The sequence below is a fragment of the Capnocytophaga sp. oral taxon 324 str. F0483 genome (assembly GCF_000318315.2).
In the GTDB taxonomy this organism is placed as follows: domain Bacteria; phylum Bacteroidota; class Bacteroidia; order Flavobacteriales; family Flavobacteriaceae; genus Capnocytophaga; species Capnocytophaga ochracea.
In genome coordinates, this window is record NZ_KB291528.1 from 12,754 (window position 1) to 33,040 (window position 20,287).

Genomic DNA, 20,287 nt, shown 5'->3' on the forward strand with positions numbered 1-20,287 from the left:
TCTACAGTGGGTCTACAGTGGGTCTACAGTGGGTTTATAGTGGGTCTACAGTGGTTCTACAGTGGGTATACAGTGGGTCTACAGTGGCTCTACAATGAACAAAAGACGGTGTGACCTGTACGGGCAGATAGAGAAAAGACGAAGAATGAACGAAGAAAAGATGAAGGAAAAGTGAAGGAAAAGATGAATGACGAATGACGAAAGCCCCCGAACCCCCGAAGGGGGACAAGCCTTAAAGAGAAATTAGTGAAGACTATCAATCTGAAAGACAAGACCTATTTGAAGAGAAAGCGAAGCTAAAGTAAACCTAAAACGAACAAATAACGGTAGGAGCCGCAAGGGTGGATAAAGAATAAATGAACAAAAAGCGAATTTAAAGTAAATGAAATTGCGATTTTCTATGGCTTTATAGAAAAGATATTTGCTTATACTGATTTGCGATAGGAGCGCCACCAACGTTCGGGGATAGTGCCACTAATGGCTTCTTCGTAGTCTTGAGGTAGACAAGGAATAAGTCCGGAGGGTATGTGGTTTTGAGGTCCGGAGTATTTATCGCCTCCGGGTTTCATCCACCAGCGTTCGGTTTGTGTGCTTTTGAAGAACTCTATTTGGATATCTTCAATGGGTACGATGTATTTAGTGTAATTCTCGTCGTTTATCACAGGTAGTTCTTTGATACGGAAGTTAAATCCTTCGTAGAAATACCAAAGCATTTCGGCGAGTAGCTGACTTGCCAAATCGGTATTGGGGATATCGAAAATACCTGCCACTTGCACATTACTACTGATACCTGCATAACGCGTGATAGCACATATTTCCCTACTATTGAAGCCATTTACATTACCTTCAGTTAACATATCTTTTGCCTGCACACAGGTCATATCGACGCTCACGATATCGGCATCACGCATTGCGGGCTCGATAATCTTCAAATCATTCACTATATTGCCCAAGCGGTGTACTTCAAAACACATTTTTTCGAGCAAATCGAGCTCTTCTTGAGCTACGTAATAAGACTGATAGCCAAGATTGGTAAAATCGAGTAAATTCACGGGAGGTTCTGAAATGAGTTTGCTCATATAGGAGCTCTCTACAAAGAGTTCTTCGGTATCGCCAAAATCGAACTTAGCATCTACACACACTACATTCACCATTTGTTCGAGACTATCGAAAGCACGGTAGAGGGAATAAGTAAAGTCTTGCGAACCCCCCAGTACCACAGGGATAACGTCTTGCTTAATGAGCTCGGCTACAATTTCTTTGATAGCAAAATGAGTATCGTCGTCGGTTTCGCCTAAGGGCAAGTTACCCAAATCGGCAATGGCAAAATTCCAATTTCCCATAAAGAGAGAATACAGATGCTGACGGAAGCGATAGAATGACTGTCCTTCTGTTTCGATACAGAAAAAGGCAATTTTCACGTCGGTAAGATCAGGTAAACCAAGGGAGGGGAGGTGTTTATGGAGTTGAAAACCCACTTGTTGTGGCTTGTAATCGTCTAAGGTAAAAGCTTCATCAACGGGTTGTAAATAGGATAGTGACATAATTTTTCTTATTAATAGACGGCAAAGGTAGGGGATAATTAGCAAATTAGCAAATTTGAGGATTAGCAAATTATTTGTGGTTCTTCACTTGTAGTTCGTAATTATTTATTATTTTTGCAAAAAAATAAGGCCTATATTAGGCTCTTTATATTTAAAGATAAAAAAGGATTCACTTTAAAATGAAGATATTACATATAGACAAAAACCACCCCTTGATGCTTTCACAACTCGCAGCACAGGGTTTTGAAAATTACGAAGACTATACAAGCTCTAAAGAGTCTATTGAGGCTAAAATAGCTGATTACGATGGATTTATTATACGCAGTCGTTTTACTATAGACAGGACATTTTTAGACAAGGCTACTCGATTGAGATTCATAGGCAGAGTAGGTGCAGGGCTTGAAAATATAGACGTAGCTTATGCCGAAAGTAAAGGTATAACGCTCATCGCAGCCCCTGAAGGCAATAAAAATGCAGTAGGCGAACACGCACTCGGTATGCTTCTGGCATTGCTGAACAAGTTTAAGAAAGCCAATAACGAAATTAAAAATGGCAAATGGTTGCGCGAGGAGAACAGAGGTTGGGAGCTCGACGGCAAGACAGTAGGTATCATAGGCTACGGCAATATGGGAAAGAGTTTTGCTAAGAAGTTGCGCGGTTTTGACTGTAGTGTGATTTGCTACGATATACTCCCCAACAAAGGTGACGAGAATGCCAAACAAGTAACCTTAGTAGATTTTTTTCGTCAGGCAGATGTAGTGAGCTTGCACACACCTCAAACCCCACAAACTATAGGTATGGTGAATGAAGTGTTTATCAATAGTTTTGCTAAGAGTTTTTGGCTCTTAAATACTGCACGTGGGAAGAGCGTAGTTACCGATGATTTGGTACGCGCCTTGCAAAGCGGGAAAGTATTAGGAGCAGGTTTAGACGTGTTAGAATATGAAAAGGCATCGTTTGAAGACTTCTTTAGCGACGAACAAATGCCCCAATCGTTTAAATACCTATTGGAAGCGGATAATGTGCTTCTCACTCCTCATATTGCAGGCTGGACTTTAGAAAGTAAAGAAAAGCTTGCGCAGATAATAGTAGACAAGATAATTAGCAAATTTGGGAAATTAGCAAATTGACAAATTAAATAGAAATGAAAAAGAATTATTTACTCATTGGAGTAGTAGCCTTACTGCTCGGCAGTTGCTGTGCTACTAAAAACATTACCACAACGCAAACTACTACGCAAGAAAGTGCCCTCATTGCCAACGGCAAATTGTGGTCGTCTTACTTTCAGCAAAACGCTGCTGAATATGAAGCTTTGTGTTTGCAAGCCTTCAACGTGGCACAATTGCGATTGGACGAAGCCCTTGCTAAAAAGGGCGATAAACCGCTGGCAATTGTTACCGATATAGATGAAACCTTTTTGGACAATTCGCCCTTTGAAGCCTATTGTGCGAAACAGGGTATTAGTTATTCACAAAAAGCGTGGGAAGAATGGACAGTTTTAGGCGATGCCAAACCGCTAACAGGCGCGTTAGAGTTTTTTAAATACGCCGATAGCAAGGGAGTAGCTATTTTCTATGTGACTAATCGTCGTGACAACGAACGTGAAGGTACGACCAAGAACTTGCGCAAGTACAATTTTCCTTTGCCTTCGGACAATCGGCTTATCTTGCGTTCTGCTGAGAAGAGCAAAGAAAACCGTCGATTACAAATTGCTAAAGATTACGACATTGTGCTCTTGATGGGTGACAACCTTTCCGACTTTTCTAAAGATTTCGATGGTGGTACTCCAAAAGAACGTTCAGAGGCAGTACATAAGAATAAAACAGAGTTTGGTAAGCGTTTTATTGTGCTCCCTAACTATTCTTACGGCGATTGGGAAGGAGCTGCTTATGGTCATAAATACTCTATTCCAGAAGCCGAGAAAGAAGCGATTATTAAGAATAATACAAAGGCATTTAAATAGGTAAGAGGTAAAGCTAGGGTTGTGGAATGGGCGGTATGTGAATAAGAGACAAAAATATTGTCAATTGAAAATTAATTTCTATCTTTGCAAAAAATTCAGCACTATATGCCTAAGAACACTGTTACGCCCTATCAAGATTCAGCACAGGGTAAAAAGGAACAAGTTACCCAAATGTTCAACACTATCTCAGATACTTATGATGGTTTGAACCGTTTGATTTCGTGGGGCTCAGATGTAAAATGGCGTAAATTTGTAGTACAAAAAGTGGCAGAGATACACCCTACTACGGTGCTTGATGTAGCTACGGGCACAGCCGATTTAGCAATTGCTCTTACTACTATTCCCAATGTGAGGATTACAGGATTAGATATCTCAGAAGGAATGTTGGAAGTAGGGCGCGAAAAGATAGCTAAAAAAAAACTTACTGACCGCATTAATTTAGTACACGGAGACAGTGAGCAACTACCTTTTGCTGATGCTACTTTCGATGCTGTAACGGTAGGCTTTGGAGTACGCAACTTTGAAGATTTAGAAAAGGGACTAAGTGAAATTCTCAGAGTGCTGAAACCTAAGGGGCGCTTGGTGGTATTAGAGACTTCTGTACCTAAAAAGTTCCCTTTCAAACAAGGGTATCATCTATATACAAATTATATGATGCCCCTCATAGGCAAACTCTTTTCTAAAGACAGGTCGGCTTATAGGTACTTATCTGATTCGGCTATCCATTTTCCTTACGGGAAGAAGTTTCAAGAGATATTAGATAAGGTAGGTTATCAGAAAACTGAATATTATCCTAAAACCTTAGGTGGAGTAGTCACCATTTACATAGCTAATAAATAGAACTTTAACAATAAAAAATGAATAAGAAAACATTTAAAAAGAGTCTTATAGGGTTGTTCTTATTTTTAGGAGCATTGAATTTGTATGGGCAAATCAAAGAGCCTATTATGAACTTAGAACATTTTGATGACAAACGTTTTCAATGGGGGTACTATTTTGGTACCAATGTGTTTGACTTCAAAATAGATTACCGCGACTTAAATTATCGCACAGCTAATCTGCGAGAAATACAAACTGACCGTAAATTAGGTTTCAACGTAGGTCTTACAGGCTCTGTGCGCTTAGTGAAACATCTCGATTTGCGAATTGAGCCAGGTTTGGTGTACAACAAGCGTATTCTTATCTTCCCTGGATTCTCTGATTCGAGAGATTCGATGCGTGATGTTCCTTCTACATATATTTATATTCCGTTATTGCTAAAGTATAGTGCTAAGCGCTGGTATAACGTAAAACCCTACGTAACGGCAGGAGCTTCTATGGTGTTTAACTTGAGTAGTAATGCGAATCTAAATGTTGATAATTCCGAAAAGACTTTCCGTGCTACAAGAAATGTTTTCTTTTATGAATTAGGTTTAGGTATTGACTTCTACACTCCTTATTTTAGAGTCTCTCCTTCTCTGAGAGCCCTATTTTCAGTTAATAATGAGTTGATACCCGATAATAATCCCAATAGCCCTTGGACAAGTAATCTTAATGGTTTAAAGAGTCGTGGGTTCTTATTAAATCTAAACTTCGAATAATATGAAGAAACTAATCCTTATAGTAGTTTTTTTGATAAGTCTTGCGTCTTATGCGCAGAACTTTAGCTACCCTATGGCAAGTCCACGTCAGGTAATCACACAACAGTTTTCTGTGAGTCAAATTACAGTAGATTATGGTCGCCCAAGTGTGCGAGGGCGTAAAATATTTGGCGAATTAGTCCCCTATGGGAAGATTTGGCGTTTAGGAGCTAATCAAGCTACGAGTATTAGTTTTCTTCAGCCTGTAAAATTTGGTGGCAAGTCGGTAAAGAAGGGCGATTATGCTATTTTTGTAACTCCTGAAGCTCACCAGTGGACGGTAGTTCTCAATTACGATGCCGATGCGTGGGGAGCTTATAGCTATGACCCTAATGAGAATGCTATTGAATTTACAGTGCCTGTTACTCAAACCAAAGATTTACAAGAAGCTTTAGAGTTCTCATTCGAGAATATTTCTAATGAAAAAGTAAATTTAGTAATTCGTTGGGAGTACACTAAAGTGGAAATTCCTATTGAAATAGACAAAAAAGAAACTATTGATAAGATTATAGAGCAACTCAAAGAAGTAAAACAATTTGAGAGAGACTTGGAAGGTAAAGACGATAAGAAATAATGGAAAGGAAACAAGTATGGAAATATAGTGTTTTTGCTATTTATATAGTTATTTGGCTTGTTTTTCGTACTTTTCCTACCGTTACAGAACACATTTATAGTAAAGGTATCTACCCGTATATAGCTAAAGTGTTGCACTTTTTATTCGGGTGGGTACCTTTTTCTATGGGTGATATTCTATACACGTTGCTCATTATAGGTATATTTTTAGCCGTAGTAAAACACTTCAAAAAGTTATGGCAAGCCCCCTTAAAAATCTTAGATAAGATATTTTCAAAAATAATACGTATTGTCTTTGCCTTTTTCTTCCTTTGGGGGTTCAACTATTTTAGGGTACCTTTATCGGAGTCTTTACACATTTCTAAAGAATATACCCAAGCCCAACTGCTGAAAGCTACACAAACGTGTATTGACAGAGCCAACACAATCCATTCCCGATTAGCAACCAATGATACTACTAAAGTAGACTTTTGGCTTTCACAAAAAGAAATATATCGCATTGCTTATAACGGCTATCCTCTGGAGAAACAAGGTGTTACAGACTTTAAAGCAATGAAAAGCGTCAAACCTTCTCTTTACAGTAAATTGCTTACCTATATGGGATATAGTGGGTATTTGAATCCGTTTACTAATGAAGCCCAAGTAAACAGAAAGATGATAGGTTATAGTGTGCCTATTACTGTTTGCCACGAGATAGCACATCAAATGGGGTATGCTGCCGAAGAAGAAGCAAATTATTTAGGGTATTTGGCAGCTCTAAAAACTGATAATCCTTATTTTAAATACAGTGCAGAACTCTTTGCCTTGCGCTATTTTCTCAATGAAGTAGCTCAAGTAGCCCCTACTGAATATGAAAGCCTTCACTCCCAAATTCACAAAGGTATCTTTGAAAATTATAAAGAAGTGCGTTTGTTTTGGCAACAATATGAGAACAAAGCTGAGCCTGTTTTTAAAGCAAGCTACGATGCATTCTTGAAAGCAAACAAACAATCACAAGGTATCAATAGTTACGATTTAGTGGTAGGATTACTAATTCCTCATTATGTTAGAAATTAGGAATTAGAACTAACCATTAATCATTGACCTTTAATCATTAATTACAGAAATTTGTTAAGTTCCATTAGTAAAACTTCACTGTCTTGAAAGCCTTCTCCCCGCCAAATAAGATTCATATTATTAAAGATAATAACAGTAGGTAAGACACTTATCTTCAGTGCCTTACTTAATTCTTTATTCTTGTTAATGTCTACTTTCACAACCTTTACTCTATCCTTCAAAATAGTAACTATTTCGCGTAATACAGCATTCATATGTAGTGAAACTTCAATACCTTCAGAATAAAAACAAATGAGCACAGGTGTATTTACATTGATGATATCACCAAATTTCTCCATAATTTTATGTTTAAAATAATGGCACAAAAATACAAAGTTTTTTTTAATTACAAATAGAAATAAGCAAAATATATTATTTTTTATTTTTAAAAAGCTATTAACGCTATCTTATCTTCCTCTTCTCTTTAGCATTTCTTCGTTCATCGTTCGTTCATTGTTCGTCTTTTGTTCGTCTTTTGTTCGTCATTTGTTCGTCTTTTGTTCGTCTTTTGTTCGTCTTTTGTTCGTTCATCGTTCGTCATTTGTTCGTTCATCGTTCGTCATTCGTTCGTTCATCGTTCGTCATTCGTTCATTTGCCCGTGCGGCTCGCACCGTTCATTGTTCGTTCTTCCTATAAGATTCGTATAAGCTAAGTATAAGATTGCTTCAAACAAAAACTGTCTTTCTTTGTTGTTTATAGATTCGTTTTTCTATTGTTGGCAAAGTTTCTATTTTTTGGAATTCGTGGGAGATTAAAAAAACAGCGAAACTACCTATTTGTAATTGCTTGTTTTGCTAGAATTTCTGTAGTGTAAGTCATACTATCTCTTATGTCGAACTCATATTAAAATTAAAAAATATCTAAAAAAATTTGGTAGTAACAAATATTCTTTCTACTTTTGCCATTATTACTCCGAAAAGGGGTAATTTTGTCATTTAAAATATATAAAAATATGAAGTTTATAGTATCAAGTTCTTACTTATTAAAGAAGTTACAAGTATTTGGCGGTGTAATCAATAACAACAATACAATGCCTATACTCGATAACTTTTTGTTTGAACTGTCTACCAATTCTTTAACTATCTCTGCTTCCGATTTGGAAACTACTGTAAGAGGTACTTTGGAAGTAGAATCAGATTCAGAAGGGAGCATAGCAGTATCAGCTAAATTATTGATAGATATCCTTAAAACCTTTTCAGAACAACCCCTTACCTTTTTGGTAAAAGAGAATAATGTAATAGAAATTAGCTCTACTACCGGTAATTATACCTTAGCTTATTTAGATGGAGAGGAGTTCCCTCGTCCTGTAGCCTTGCCTGAATCGAGCAAAGTAACGATGATAGGCGATGTATTAGCAACTGCCGTGCAAAAGACTATTTTCGCAGCAGGAAATGACGATTTACGTCCTACAATGAGCGGTATTTTATTCCAATTCAGTGAAAACGGACTTACCTTTGTAGGTACTGATGCTCATAAATTAGTGAAATACGAACGCTTAGACATCAAAGCTAATGAAGCGGCTGATTTCATTATGCCTAAAAAACCGTTGAACATTCTCAAAGGTATTTTAGCAGGTAGCGAAACAGAAGTAACAATAGAATACAACGAGAGCAATGCAAAATTCTCTTTTGACGATATGGAATTCATCTGCCGCCTTATAGATGGTAAATATCCTAACTACGATGCGGTAATTCCTAAAGAAAATCCTAACAAACTTATCTTAAATCGTTCGCAATTCTATAGTTCTATTAACCGTTTGTCGTTGTTTTCAAATAAAACTACCCACCAAGTGCGCTTGAAAATAGCTGGTTCTAGCTTGGTAATTTCAGCTGAGGACGTAGATTATAGCAATAAAGGTGAGGAGCGTTTCACTTGTAACTATCAGGGAGACGATTTAGAAATAGGCTTCAACTCTAAGTTCTTGAAAGAGATGATTAATAACTTAGACTCTGATGAAATCTTGATAGAAATGTCGTTGCCAAATCGCGCTGGACTTATCACGCCTGTTGATGGACTTGATGAGGGTGAGAAAGTGCTAATGTTGGCAATGCCAATTATGCTCAACACAAATCAATAAATAAAGAATTTTTCATTTTTAAAATGAAACGCCTTATGAGTCTTTTTAAGGCGTTTCTTTTTTTAAGAGAGAAATTACAATGTTTATCATTCAAAAATAACTATCTATGAAGTCTATTTTAGAAAGAATAAAACCTTTTACTTATATAGCTAGCTTATACCTTATCGTATCGTTTGTGATGCGCATCGTTTTTATGGTGCACCCTATCACTGCTACCACATTTTCGGTGTGGAGTGTGTTTAAGATGCTTTTCATAGGCTTACTATCCGACGCTTTTGTGATAGTATTGGCAAGTAGTATTTTAATGCTTTATTTCCTCTTTATCGCCAATGTGAAGTACAAAAAACCTTACGGAGGCATTATTTTAGGAGTGTTTATCCTCATACTACTCTATATACAGTTTTATCCTAACAATATATTTGCTCAATATGGGGGTGTGATTCCCGAAATCGCATTAGCTTTCTTCGGCTTTAAAACGCTGTGTTTTGCCTTATTACTCTTTTTGCCTAAGTACAGAGCCCAACTGCGCAATGCATTGTATTTTATTACGTTGGCTATCTATGTATTTGCCATAGTGATGAATGCAGTAAGCGAATATTTCTTTTGGAATGAGTTCGGGATTCGTTATAACTTTATAGCAGTAGATTACCTTATTTATACCAATGAAGTGATAGGTAATATAATGGAGAGTTACCCTGTAGTACCCTTATTTACAGGGGTTTTTGTAGTAGTATTGGCAATTACTATATATTTATTTCTCAAGACTAAGAGTGCGCTCAAAACAATACCTACCCTCTTTGAAAAAACGGTTATAGTAGTGCCCTATTTACTGTTAGTGCTTATAGGAATGTGGAGATTACCCCAGCTTGGTGCTATGACTGCCGAAAATACTTTTGCTCAAGAAATACAAAGCAATGGTGTTTACAAGTTTTATTACGCTTTTACTCATAGTGAGTTAGATTTCTTTCAGTTTTATCCTACCTTGCCAGATAAAGAGGCTGAAAGCATTGTGCTCAAACAACTCAATGCGCCTGCTCTCGAACGCCAAATTGTAAGCGATACTACCGAAGTACACCGCAATGTCCTCCTCATTTCAGTAGAGAGTCTTTCGGCAGAATACCTTACAATGTATGGTAATGCCGATAACCGTACACCTTTCTTGGATAGCTTAGCTAATAACAGCTTATTTTTTACTAATTTGTATGCTACGGGTAACCGCACTGTGAGAGGGTTGGAAGCTCTAACTCTTTGCATACCACCTACTCCAGGCGAAAGTGTGGTGAAGCGCAAAGACAATAAAGATAAGTTTACCACGGGTAGCGTGTTCAAAAGTAAAGGTTATGATGTGAAATATCTCTATGGAGGTGATAGTTATTTTGATAATATGAAGGATTTCTTCAGTGGTAATGGTTACGATATTGTAGATAGCAAGAGCTTTACTCCAGAAGAAGTAACTTTTTCCAATATATGGGGCGTTTGCGATGAAGATATGGCAAACAAAGCTATAAAGGTGATGAATGAACAAGCTAGAGCAGGCAAACCGTTTTTCAATCACTGGATGACAGTAAGTAATCACCGTCCGTTTACTTATCCTGAAGGTAAAATTGACATTTCTCCTACCGAAAAACGACGTGCAGGTGGAGTAAAATATACCGATTATGCTCTCAAGCGATTCTTTGAGATGGCAAAACAACAAGAGTGGTATAAAAATACTCTTTTTGTGATTGTAGCCGATCACTGTGCATCGAGTGCAGGTAGTACCGAATTGCCTTTAGATGGTTATCGCATTCCTTGTTTTATTGTTGCCGATTTTATTGCTCCTAAAAAAGTAGATACAATGATATCACAAATAGATGTGATGCCTACTGTTTTTGGTTTGCTTAACTTTAGTTATACATCTAAATTTATAGGGCAAGATGTACTAAAAGAAGGCTATCAGCCACGCGCTTATATTGCTACTTATCAGGATTTAGGTTACTTAACCCCTGATAAACTCACTATTATATCACCTTTGAGAAAAACCACTCAATACAGTTTGTGCAAAGAAACAGAACAACCCTCACAAGAGTATCCGTTGTTTTATAAGCAAATAAAAGAAAATAATGTGAATAAGGAACAAGCCGATGCTTGTATTGGTACTTATCAAGCTACTGCCGAGTGGTTAAAAAACAAACAGTTCAATGCGCTCAAGAAATAAGCTAAAAATTATCAACGACCCTATTTATGGGTTTATCCATATCCCCAGCACTTTAGTGTTTGACATTATTGAGCATCCTTATTTCCAGCGGCTCAGGCGTATCAATCAAATGGGACTTTCGTATTTGGTATTTCCGGGGGCTAAACACACTCGTTTTGAGCACGTATTGGGGTGTGTGTTCTTGATGCAGAAAACAGTAGAGATGCTCCGTTTCAAGGGAATACAAATCTCTGAAAAAGAGGCTGAAGGACTCTATATTGCCATATTGTTGCACGACATAGGGCACGGACCTTTTTCTCACGCAATGGAACACAGCATTGTCGAAGGTATTTCTCACGAGGAAATCTCGCTGCGCTTTATGCAAGAGCTTAACAAGGTATTCAATGGCAAATTAGATACCGCTATAGCAATATTTCAAGGTACTTACCCACGTAAGTTTATGCATCAACTTATCTCGGGGCAGTTGGATATGGACAGAGCCGATTACCTCAAACGCGATAGTTTTTATACAGGAGTCGCTGAGGGGAATATAAATTCTGAACGCCTTATCTCAATGCTTAACGTACGCAACGACGAATTAGTAGTCGAAGAAAAAGGCTTATACTCAGTAGAGAAATTCCTAATAGCCCGCCGCTTGATGTATTGGCAAGTGTATTTGCACAAAACCAGCGTAGTAGCCGAGCAGATACTCATCAGGTTGCTCAATCGTGCCAAAGAGTTGGTGCAACAAGGGCAAGAACTGACTATGTCCACCGCCTTAGCTTTCTTTGTGAAAAACAAGATATCCAAAGATAATTTCTCACAAGAAGTACTTGAGATGTTTGCTCGTTTAGACGATACAGATATTATTTCGGCAATGAAAGAATGGCAGTTTCACCCCGATGTAGTCCTTTCTAAACTCAGCAAAATGTTGCTCAATCGCGATTTGCTAAAAATAAAAGTCCGCTTAAACGATTTTGAAGAACAGAAGATAAAGAGACTGCAGAAACTATCTCTTGCTAAAGGAGTAGAAGAAAAGCATATTAAGTACTTTGTCTTTACAGGAGTGATGACTAACAGAGCGTATAATCCAGGAAAGGAAATAATTAAGATTCTCACCAAAAATGGAAGAGTAGTAGATCTTACTAAAACCTCTGAAGCCATCAACTTAGAACCTCTTTCACAAGTAACCGAACGATACTATATTTGCTATCCAAAGTAAGGTAGAAAAGGAGGGAGTAAAATTACCAATAGAGAAAAAAAATAGCAAAAAGAGTGCTATATGAAATAATTTTTATATTTTTGTTGCGAAAAACAACCTTTTTTAAGACAAAAACATATAAATATTGTTTTATATCGTTTTGATTATAAACTAATTAAATGAAATTTACAGCATTACAAATAGCCAATGTACTCGGCGGTGAAGTAGAAGGAAATCCCCAAATTGAAGTCTATAAACTTTCAAAAATTGAAGAGGGAAGTGAAGGGAGTATATCTTTTTTGGCAAACCCTAAATACAAACATTTTATCTATACTACTCAGGCATCCATAGTGATTGTAAATAAGGACTTTGAGGCTGAAGATAAAATATCAGCAACTTTAGTGAGAGTAGACGATGCTTATGCCGCTTTTACTAAACTCTTAGAATTTTACAATCAAGTGAAAATGAATAAAGTAGGTATAGAACAACCTTCGTTTATCGCTTCATCTGCTAAAATAGGACAAAATGTATATATAGGAGCTTTTGTGTATATTGGCGAAAATGTAGTGATAAGCGATAATGTGAAAATCTATCCTAACACTTACATAGGTGATAACTCATCAGTAGGTGAGGGGACTACTATTTTTGCAGGCTGTAAAATATATTCCGAAACTGTCATAGGCAAAGATTGTATGCTCCACAGTGGAGTAGTATTAGGTGCTGACGGATTTGGCTTCCAGCCCAATGAAAAAGGAGAGTTCAGCAGAGTACCACAGATAGGTAATGTCGTGATTGAAGATTCTGTAGATATAGGTGCAGAAACAGCTATAGATCGTGCAACTTTAGGTTCTACTATCATTCGTAAGGGGGTAAAGTTAGACAACCAAATACATATTGCCCACAATGTAGAAATAGGTAAAAATACAGTGATTGCTGCCCAAACAGGCATCGCTGGCTCAACTAAAGTAGGCGAAAATTGTATGATAGGTGGTCAAGTGGGAATCGTAGGTCACTTAGTAATAGGCAATCGCGTGAAAATACAAGCCCAAACAGGGGTAGGTCGCAACCTTAAAGATGACGAAGCAATACAAGGCTCTCCCGCTTTGGGGCACGCTGAATACAACAAAGCTTATGTCATTTTTAGAAAATTACCTAACTTGCTTAAACGCTTAGAAGAATTAGAAAAAAAATTAAAATAAATACACTATGGTAAAGCAAAATACTTTATCCAAAGAAATTACCTTAGAAGGTATTGGGTTACATACTGGTAAACAAGTAAAAATGGTGCTCAAACCTGCACCAGTAGGCAATGGTTTTACCTTTGTACGTACCGATTTAGAAGGAAACCCCGTTGTCGAAGCTGATGCTACCTATGTAGCGAGTACAGAACGTGGCACTGTTTTAGAGAAAAAGGGGGTGAAAATCCAAACCTGTGAGCACATCTTAGCAGCGCTCGTCGGTATGGATTTGGATAATGTGATTATTGAGCTCAACTCCTCCGAACCTCCCATTATGGATGGTTCTTCTAAATATTTTGTAGAAGCTATAGAAAAAGCGGGTATCACTCCTCAAGATGCAGAGCGTGATGAGTATATAGTAAAACAAGTAATTACTTACGTAAATGAAGAAACAGGTAGTGAGATTACTCTCATTCCTGCCGAGGAATACCAAGTGACTACAATGGTAGATTTTGGTACTAAGATTTTGGGCACCCAAAATGCTTACCTCAATAAACTTTCCGAATTTAAAACCGAAATAGCTGATGCTCGTACTTTTAGTTTCTTGCACGAACTCGAAGCTTTACTTGATCACGGTTTGATTAAAGGAGGAGATTTGAATAATGCTATCGTATATGTAGATAAAGAAATTTCTGATAGTACGATGCAGAAACTTAAAAAGATTTTCAACAAAGATAATATTTCAGTGAAACCTAATGGAGTGCTCGATAATCTTACTTTGCATTACCCTAACGAAGCTGCTCGCCATAAACTATTGGATGTAATAGGCGATTTGGCATTGGTAGGTACACGCATTCGCGGAAAAGTGATTGCTACTAAACCTGGGCACTTCACCAATACCCAATTTGCTAAAAAACTTTCTAAGATTATAAAAAATGAACGTCGTAACAACGTTCCTTCTATAGATATCAATCAACCGCCGTTACTCAATACTGTTGATATAATGAAGTTGTTACCTCACCGTCCGCCATTCTTGTTGGTAGATAAAATCTTTGAACTTTCTGACAAACACGTCGTAGGTTTAAAGAATGTAACAATGGATGAACCTTTCTTCGTAGGACACTTCCCTGGAGCTCCTGTAATGCCTGGAGTGCTCCAAATAGAAGCAATGGCACAAACAGGAGGTGTATTGATACTTAGTACCGTACCTGACCCCGAAAATTATCTCACTTACTTTATGAAAATAGACAATGTGAAGTTCAAGGTACAAGTAGTGCCAGGGGATACCCTTATATTCAAGTTAGAATTGCTAACGCCTATTCGCCGTGGTATTTGCCATATGCAAGCTTACGCTTATGTGAACGGGAAGTTAGCTACTGAAGCTGAGCTAATGGCTCAAATTGTTAAAGTAAAATAAAAGTATATGATTCAACCTTTGGCTTATGTCCATCCCGATGCCAAAATCGCTAAAAATGTAGTGATAGAGCCTTTTACTACTATCAGTAAAAATGTAGAAATAGGTGAGGGTACTTGGATAGGACCTAACGTAACCATTATGGAGGGAGCGCGTATAGGGAAGAACTGCAAAATTTTTCCTGGAGCTGTAATTTCAGCTATTCCACAAGATCTCAAGTATAAAGGTGAAGAAACCACTACTCACATAGGCAATAATACTACTATCAGAGAGTGTGTAACCATCAATAAAGGTACCGTCGACCGTATGAGAACTGTAGTTGGTAATAATTGCTTGATAATGGCTTACTCTCATATCGCTCACGATTGCATTGTTGGGGATAATTGTATTTTCTCTAATGGTACTACTCTTGCAGGACACGTAACTGTAGGTGATTGTGCTGTAATGGCAGGAATGACTGCTGTTTATCAGTTTTGTTCTATAGGGAGTTATGCTTTTGTAACAGGAGGTTCGCTCGTAGGTAAAGATGTTCCTCCTTATGTAAAGGCCGCACGCAACCCACTTTCTTATGTGGGAGTGAATTCTATAGGGTTACATCGTCGTGGATTTACTACTGAGAAAATACGTGAGATACAAGATATTTACCGTGTACTTTTCCAAAAGAAACTCAGTACCTCTCACGCTTTGGACTATATAGAAGCTGAAATGGAAGCCACTGTAGAACGCGATGAGATATTGCAATTCGTGCGTCGCTCACAGCACGGTATTATGAAAGGCTATCACGGTGAATTAATAAAAGAGTAAGAACTTAAAACTAAAAACAAATAACTTAAAATAAAATAAATGGCAACAACCGCAGACATTAAAAAAGGATTGTGCATTCGCTTCAATCACGATATCTACAAAATTATTGAATTTCTACACGTAAAACCAGGTAAAGGGCCTGCTTTTGTACGTACTAAACTCAAAAGTGTTACCACAGGTAAAATTCTTGACAACACTTTCTCTGCTGGTCACAAAATTGAAGATGTACGTGTCGAAACTCGTTCTTTCCAATATTTGTATGCCGAAGGCGATGAGTTTGTATTTATGAACAACGACGACTTCAACCAAGTGCATATTCGCAAAGATATGCTCGATTACCCCGATTTACTTAAAGAAGGTGAAACCGTGATGGTAATCTTCAATGCCGAAGACGAAACACCGCTTTCAGTAGAAATGCCTGCTAACGTTATCCTTACTGTTACACACGTAGAACCAGGAGTGAAAGGTAATACAGCTACTAATGCTACCAAACCTGCTACTGTTGAAACAGGAGCTATTGTGAATGTACCTCTTTTCATCAACGAAGGTGACCGTATTAAGGTAGAAACTGAAAAAGGTACTTACGTCGAAAGAATGAAAGACTAATTATGCGTTTCTCACAGCCTTATACCCTTAAGCAAATAGCTACTATCATCAATGCGAAATACGTAGGTGCAGAAGATTTTCCTGTACTTGGAATGAACGAAATTCACGTAGTACAAGCAGGTGATATAGTCTTTGTAGACCATCCTAAGTATTACGAGAAGGCTTTGCATTCTAAGGCTACTATTGTACTTATCAACAAAGAAGTAGAATGCCCTGAAGGGAAAGCCCTTTTAATATCCGATGATCCTTTTCGCGATTTTAATAAACTCACCGACTTTTTTAAACCTTTTCAAAAAGCAACTGCACTTATAGCCCCTTCAGCTCGTATAGGTGAAAATACAGTAGTGCAACCAGGTACTTTTTTGGGTAACAATGTAGTAATAGGTAACAACTGCCGGATTCATTCTAATGTGAGTATCTACGACGATTGTGTGATAGGTGATAATGTAACTATTCACGCCGGTACAGCGCTCGGAGCAGATGCTTTTTATTACAAAAAACGTCCCGAAGGTTTTGATAAACTCAAGTCAGGTGGACGTGTAGTAATTGAAGATAATGTGGATTTAGGTGCTCTTTGTACCATTGATAGAGGAGTAACAGGTGATACCACTATCAAAAAAGGAACAAAGATAGATAATCAAGTGCATATAGGTCACGATACGGTAGTAGGAGAGAAGTGTCTCATTGCTTCACAAACAGGGATTGCTGGTTGTGTAGTAATAGAAAATGAAGTAACTATTTGGGGACAAGTAGGAATGACTAGCGGTATCACTATAGGTGAAAAAGCGGTGATTTTAGCTCAAAGCGGTATTTCTAAATCGTTGGAGGGCGGACAAACTTACTTTGGTTATCCTGCTGGGGAAGCCCGTGAGAAATATAAAGAAATGAGTGCACTTAAACAGCTTATCAATTGTAAATAAGTAATTTTATAGTTATACAATTAAGGAACTGCCTTTTTAGGTAGTTCCTTTCGTTTTTCATCACTTTACCTTCGCTCAAAACTCTTTTTTCTCTTACTTCTTAACTGCTAATTCTCAACTTTTTATATAGCTATTGTATACCAATCGTCCAAGATTCGTTCGAGCTTCCTATAAGCTTTGTATAAGCTAACTATATTCCTCCAGAAGCTATTTTTTAATTTTTGCTTAAAAAACATCTTCCGAACCTTTTTGTTTTCTTCCGAATTTCCAGCTCTCTTCATTAGTTAATTGAAGAATTTGCTAATTTGTTAATTACTCACTACCTTTGCCCCCAATTATGATAGTACGCAGATTCATCTCTTTCCTCTATTCCACCAAGCTGATGGCAATCCTCTTCATTACTTTTGCTATAGCTATGGCAGTAGGAACTTTTGTAGAAAACGACTACGATACCGATACCGCCCGCATTTGGGTGTATAACACTTGGTGGTTTGAGGCGATAATAGGGCTTTTTGTGGTAAATTTTATAGGGAATATCTCCCGCTATCGATTGCTCAAAAGAGAGAATTGGGCGGTGCTGGTGTTGCACCTCTCGTGGGTGTTTATCATCGTAGGGGCTGGAGTTACGCGTTATTTTGGTGATGAAGGTATGATTTCTCTACGCGAAGGAGAAACTACAAATACTTACCTCTCCGATCGCACTTATATCACTGTAATGGTAGATGGCACTTATCAAGGAGCTCCCTTGCGCAAAAAGAAACAAAAAGAGGTACTTTTTTCTTCACATACCTCTAATCATTATCAGTGGTCGTCCGATTTTAAAGGCAAACCTTTTAGCATTACGTATAAATCGTTTAAACGCATAGGCAAGGAGATGAATGTCTTAGTATTGGAAGTTGTTTCAGGTAATCAGCGCAAAGAAGTAACAGTAATGGGCAAACGTGGCGTACAGCACCCTCTTACCACAATCACTTTGAACGGCTTGCAGTTTCATCTAAGCTATGGAGCACGTGAAGAGAAGTTGCCTTTCAGTCTTACCCTCAACGATTTTATAGCCGAAAAATACCCTGGCACAGAGAATAGTTACGCTTCCTTTAAAAGCAAAGTAACCGTGAGTGGGGGAGGGAAGACTTTTCCTTATGATATTGAGATGAATCATATTCTCAATTATCAAGGTTATCGCTTGTTCCAATCTTCTTTTCACCCCGATGAACAAGGTACTATACTATCGGTAAACCACGACTTTTGGGGTACCCTCATCACTTACATAGGTTATATACTGCTCTTCGGTAGTATGTTGGCGTTTATGTTTGTAAGCAAATCCCGATTTAGGAAACTCAATCAGCAACTCAAAGACCTACAAGCTAAAAGAATTGCAATCGTTTGGGCATTATGTTTTGGCTCTTTGGCTACTGCCCAAACTCCTATGGTAGTACCCAACAAAGCGCACGCTGAAAAGTTTGGTGCAATGCTCATTCAAGATGATGGGCGTTTTAAGCCCGTGAATACCTTCTCTTCAGAACTCTTACGCAAACTTAGTAAACACGATACTTATAAAGGGCTCACTTCCGATCAAGTATTGCTTTCTATGCTCCTCAGTCCGCAAGCGTGGTATGAGTCGGACATTATCTATGTAAAGAAAGCTAATGACAGTTTACATCGTTTTTTGGGAGTCCCCGAAGGAACCAAATGGGTAAAACCCAAAGATTTTTTTGATGCAAATGGACAGTACAAACTCGCCCCTTTATTGAAAGATATTTACAACACAAATACTCCTAACCAATTTCAAAAAGATTTTAAAGAAGTAGACCAACGTATTGGCTTGCTTAACAGAGCACTACAAGGCGATATTTTTAAGGTATTTCCTGTGCCTAATGACCCTAATCATAAGTGGATTTCGCACTTAGATTACGTAAACGACACCCTCCAAATCACCGACCCACTTTACAAACAATTTGTAAAAAGCGCACTGCCAGCTTACCTTATTTTGCTACAACAAGCTAGTGAAACAGGCGATTATAACAAAGCTGATAAGGTACTTAACAATATCAAGCTACAACAAGAATTCTACTCGGCTGAGGTATTGCCCTCACCTGCCAAAGTACAAACTGAATTGTGGTACAATCGCATCAATATTTTTGAACAACTCTTTCAAGCGTATTTGTATCTTGGTACGGTGCTATTTATAGTACTACTATGGCATATTTTTATACCAAAACAAATTTTTAGAAGACTTACCCAAATAGGTATAGCTTTGCTGTGGCTCTGTTTTATCCTGCATACTGTAGGACTTGCTGTACGTTGGTATCTTTCAGGTCACGCACCTTTTAGCGATACTTATGAGAGTATGATATATGTAGGGTGGTCGGCTATTGGGGTAGGACTTTTCTTTTCGCGACGTTCACCTCTTACAGTTGTTGCCACCGCTTTTGTAACCGCTATGATACTGATGATCGCCCACTGGAATTGGATGGATCCTGCTATTGGAACTCTTCAACCCGTGCTCAATAGCTATTGGCTGATGTTGCACGTTGCCGTGATTGTAGGTAGTTATGGACCTTTTGCCTTAGGAATGCTCTTAGGTGTCTTCAACCTCTTACTGATGATAGTTACCACCCGCAAGAATGCTCATAAAATCAACCTCATACAACAAGAACTTACTATTGTAAACGAATTAGCTCTTACAGTGGGGCTCGTAATGCTCACCATAGGCAACTTTTTGGGTGGTATGTGGGCAAACGAAAGCTGGGGACGTTATTGGGGATGGGATCCTAAAGAAACTTGGGCATTGATTAGCATTATGATTTACGCCTTGGTGATACACCTGCGCTTGATACCCCATTGGCGCGGACGATGGATGTTCAACTTTATGAGCATTGTTGCCTTTGGCAGTATCCTAATGACTTATTTTGGTGTGAATTTCTACCTTACAGGTATGCACAGCTATGCCACAGGCGATAAAATTATTACCCCTGCTTTTGTATATTATGCTGTGGGGATAGTGCTGTTGTTAGGATTGGTGTCGTATTTGAGAGTGAAAAATACATCACAAGTTTTACCAAAGTCTAATACTAATTCCTAATATCTAACTCCTAAATCGTTATTATTAATTGTAA

At 38.0% G+C, this 20,287-nt stretch carries 17 protein-coding genes and 1 pseudogene; 16 read left to right on the plus strand and 2 right to left on the minus strand.

The features are described 5' to 3' along the window. Positions 1 to 98: pseudogene (locus HMPREF9072_RS12655) on the plus strand (dihydrolipoyllysine-residue succinyltransferase); the annotation flags it as partial. Between the two features lie 327 nt (positions 99 to 425). On the opposite strand, the gene HMPREF9072_RS08670 reads toward HMPREF9072_RS12655, so the two are convergent. Then, the gene (locus HMPREF9072_RS08670; RefSeq protein WP_009411354.1) at positions 426 to 1,544 is read right to left on the minus strand and encodes a formimidoylglutamase; all 1,119 of its coding nucleotides are present in this window, start codon (positions 1,542 to 1,544) and stop codon (positions 426 to 428) included. A 179-nt stretch (positions 1,545 to 1,723) separates the two neighbouring features. Between HMPREF9072_RS08670 and HMPREF9072_RS08675 the strand changes: the two genes are divergently transcribed. The 6 genes from HMPREF9072_RS08675 (at position 1,724) to HMPREF9072_RS08700 (ending at position 6,755) form a co-directional block, all read left to right on the plus strand. Beyond that, positions 1,724 to 2,674, plus strand: coding sequence for a 2-hydroxyacid dehydrogenase (locus tag HMPREF9072_RS08675; protein WP_009411355.1), 951 nt, complete (start codon positions 1,724 to 1,726; stop codon positions 2,672 to 2,674). A 14-nt stretch (positions 2,675 to 2,688) separates the two neighbouring features. Then, positions 2,689 to 3,507, plus strand: coding sequence for a 5'-nucleotidase, lipoprotein e(P4) family (locus tag HMPREF9072_RS08680; protein ID WP_009411356.1), 819 nt, complete (start codon positions 2,689 to 2,691; stop codon positions 3,505 to 3,507). 105 nt (positions 3,508 to 3,612) lie between these two features. Further along, complete coding sequence (gene ubiE, locus HMPREF9072_RS08685; RefSeq protein ID WP_009411357.1) at positions 3,613 to 4,347, plus strand: bifunctional demethylmenaquinone methyltransferase/2-methoxy-6-polyprenyl-1,4-benzoquinol methylase UbiE; 735 nt, start codon at positions 3,613 to 3,615, stop codon at positions 4,345 to 4,347. 17 nt (positions 4,348 to 4,364) lie between these two features. After that, positions 4,365 to 5,087 carry a porin family protein gene (locus tag HMPREF9072_RS08690; RefSeq protein WP_009411358.1) on the plus strand — a complete coding sequence of 241 codons (723 nt, stop codon included), beginning with the start codon at positions 4,365 to 4,367 and terminating at the stop codon, positions 5,085 to 5,087. Position 5,088: 1 nt separating this feature from the next. Then, positions 5,089 to 5,700 carry a DUF2911 domain-containing protein gene (locus tag HMPREF9072_RS08695; protein WP_002671558.1) on the plus strand — a complete coding sequence of 204 codons (612 nt, stop codon included), beginning with the start codon at positions 5,089 to 5,091 and terminating at the stop codon, positions 5,698 to 5,700. Further along, positions 5,700 to 6,755, plus strand: a complete 1,056-nt coding sequence (locus HMPREF9072_RS08700) for a DUF3810 domain-containing protein (protein WP_009411359.1) — start codon at positions 5,700 to 5,702, stop codon at positions 6,753 to 6,755. Before HMPREF9072_RS08695 ends, HMPREF9072_RS08700 begins: the two co-directional genes overlap by 1 nt. A 41-nt stretch (positions 6,756 to 6,796) precedes the next feature. Here HMPREF9072_RS08700 and HMPREF9072_RS08705 read toward each other — a convergent pair whose 3' ends face one another. Then, a complete protein-coding gene (locus HMPREF9072_RS08705) occupies positions 6,797 to 7,093 on the minus strand; it encodes a co-chaperone YbbN (protein ID WP_009411360.1) in 297 nt (98 codons plus the stop codon). Between the two features lie 654 nt (positions 7,094 to 7,747). Here HMPREF9072_RS08705 and dnaN point away from each other — a divergent pair. From dnaN to ccsA, 9 genes are all read left to right on the plus strand, one after another. After that, positions 7,748 to 8,872 (plus strand): DNA polymerase III subunit beta, encoded by a 1,125-nt coding sequence (gene dnaN / locus HMPREF9072_RS08710; RefSeq protein WP_009411362.1) that lies wholly within the window; start codon positions 7,748 to 7,750, stop codon positions 8,870 to 8,872. A 106-nt stretch (positions 8,873 to 8,978) separates the two neighbouring features. Beyond that, positions 8,979 to 11,069, plus strand: a complete 2,091-nt coding sequence (locus HMPREF9072_RS08715) for an LTA synthase family protein (protein WP_009411363.1) — start codon at positions 8,979 to 8,981, stop codon at positions 11,067 to 11,069. Further along, a complete protein-coding gene (locus tag HMPREF9072_RS08720; protein WP_009411364.1) occupies positions 11,053 to 12,270 on the plus strand; it encodes an HD domain-containing protein in 1,218 nt (405 codons plus the stop codon). Before HMPREF9072_RS08715 ends, HMPREF9072_RS08720 begins: the two co-directional genes overlap by 17 nt. 158 nt (positions 12,271 to 12,428) lie before the next feature. Next, on the plus strand, positions 12,429 to 13,448 hold the full coding sequence (gene lpxD / locus HMPREF9072_RS08725) for a UDP-3-O-(3-hydroxymyristoyl)glucosamine N-acyltransferase (protein ID WP_009411365.1): 1,020 nt from the start codon (positions 12,429 to 12,431) through the stop codon (positions 13,446 to 13,448). 7 nt (positions 13,449 to 13,455) lie between these two features. Beyond that, positions 13,456 to 14,844 carry a bifunctional UDP-3-O-[3-hydroxymyristoyl] N-acetylglucosamine deacetylase/3-hydroxyacyl-ACP dehydratase gene (locus HMPREF9072_RS08730; RefSeq protein WP_009411366.1) on the plus strand — a complete coding sequence of 463 codons (1,389 nt, stop codon included), beginning with the start codon at positions 13,456 to 13,458 and terminating at the stop codon, positions 14,842 to 14,844. Positions 14,845 to 14,850: 6 nt separating this feature from the next. Beyond that, complete coding sequence (lpxA, locus tag HMPREF9072_RS08735) at positions 14,851 to 15,645, plus strand: acyl-ACP--UDP-N-acetylglucosamine O-acyltransferase (protein ID WP_002671575.1); 795 nt, start codon at positions 14,851 to 14,853, stop codon at positions 15,643 to 15,645. A gap of 39 nt (positions 15,646 to 15,684) precedes the next feature. After that, positions 15,685 to 16,251: an elongation factor P gene (gene efp, locus HMPREF9072_RS08740; protein ID WP_002671577.1), complete on the plus strand. Its 567-nt coding sequence runs from the start codon at positions 15,685 to 15,687 to the stop codon at positions 16,249 to 16,251. 2 nt (positions 16,252 to 16,253) lie between these two features. Next, positions 16,254 to 17,171: a UDP-3-O-(3-hydroxymyristoyl)glucosamine N-acyltransferase gene (locus HMPREF9072_RS08745; RefSeq protein ID WP_009411367.1), complete on the plus strand. Its 918-nt coding sequence runs from the start codon at positions 16,254 to 16,256 to the stop codon at positions 17,169 to 17,171. A 337-nt stretch (positions 17,172 to 17,508) separates the two neighbouring features. Continuing rightward, complete coding sequence (gene ccsA / locus HMPREF9072_RS08750) at positions 17,509 to 20,253, plus strand: cytochrome c biogenesis protein CcsA (protein WP_034566324.1); 2,745 nt, start codon at positions 17,509 to 17,511, stop codon at positions 20,251 to 20,253. Positions 20,254 to 20,287: the final 34 nt, after the last annotated feature.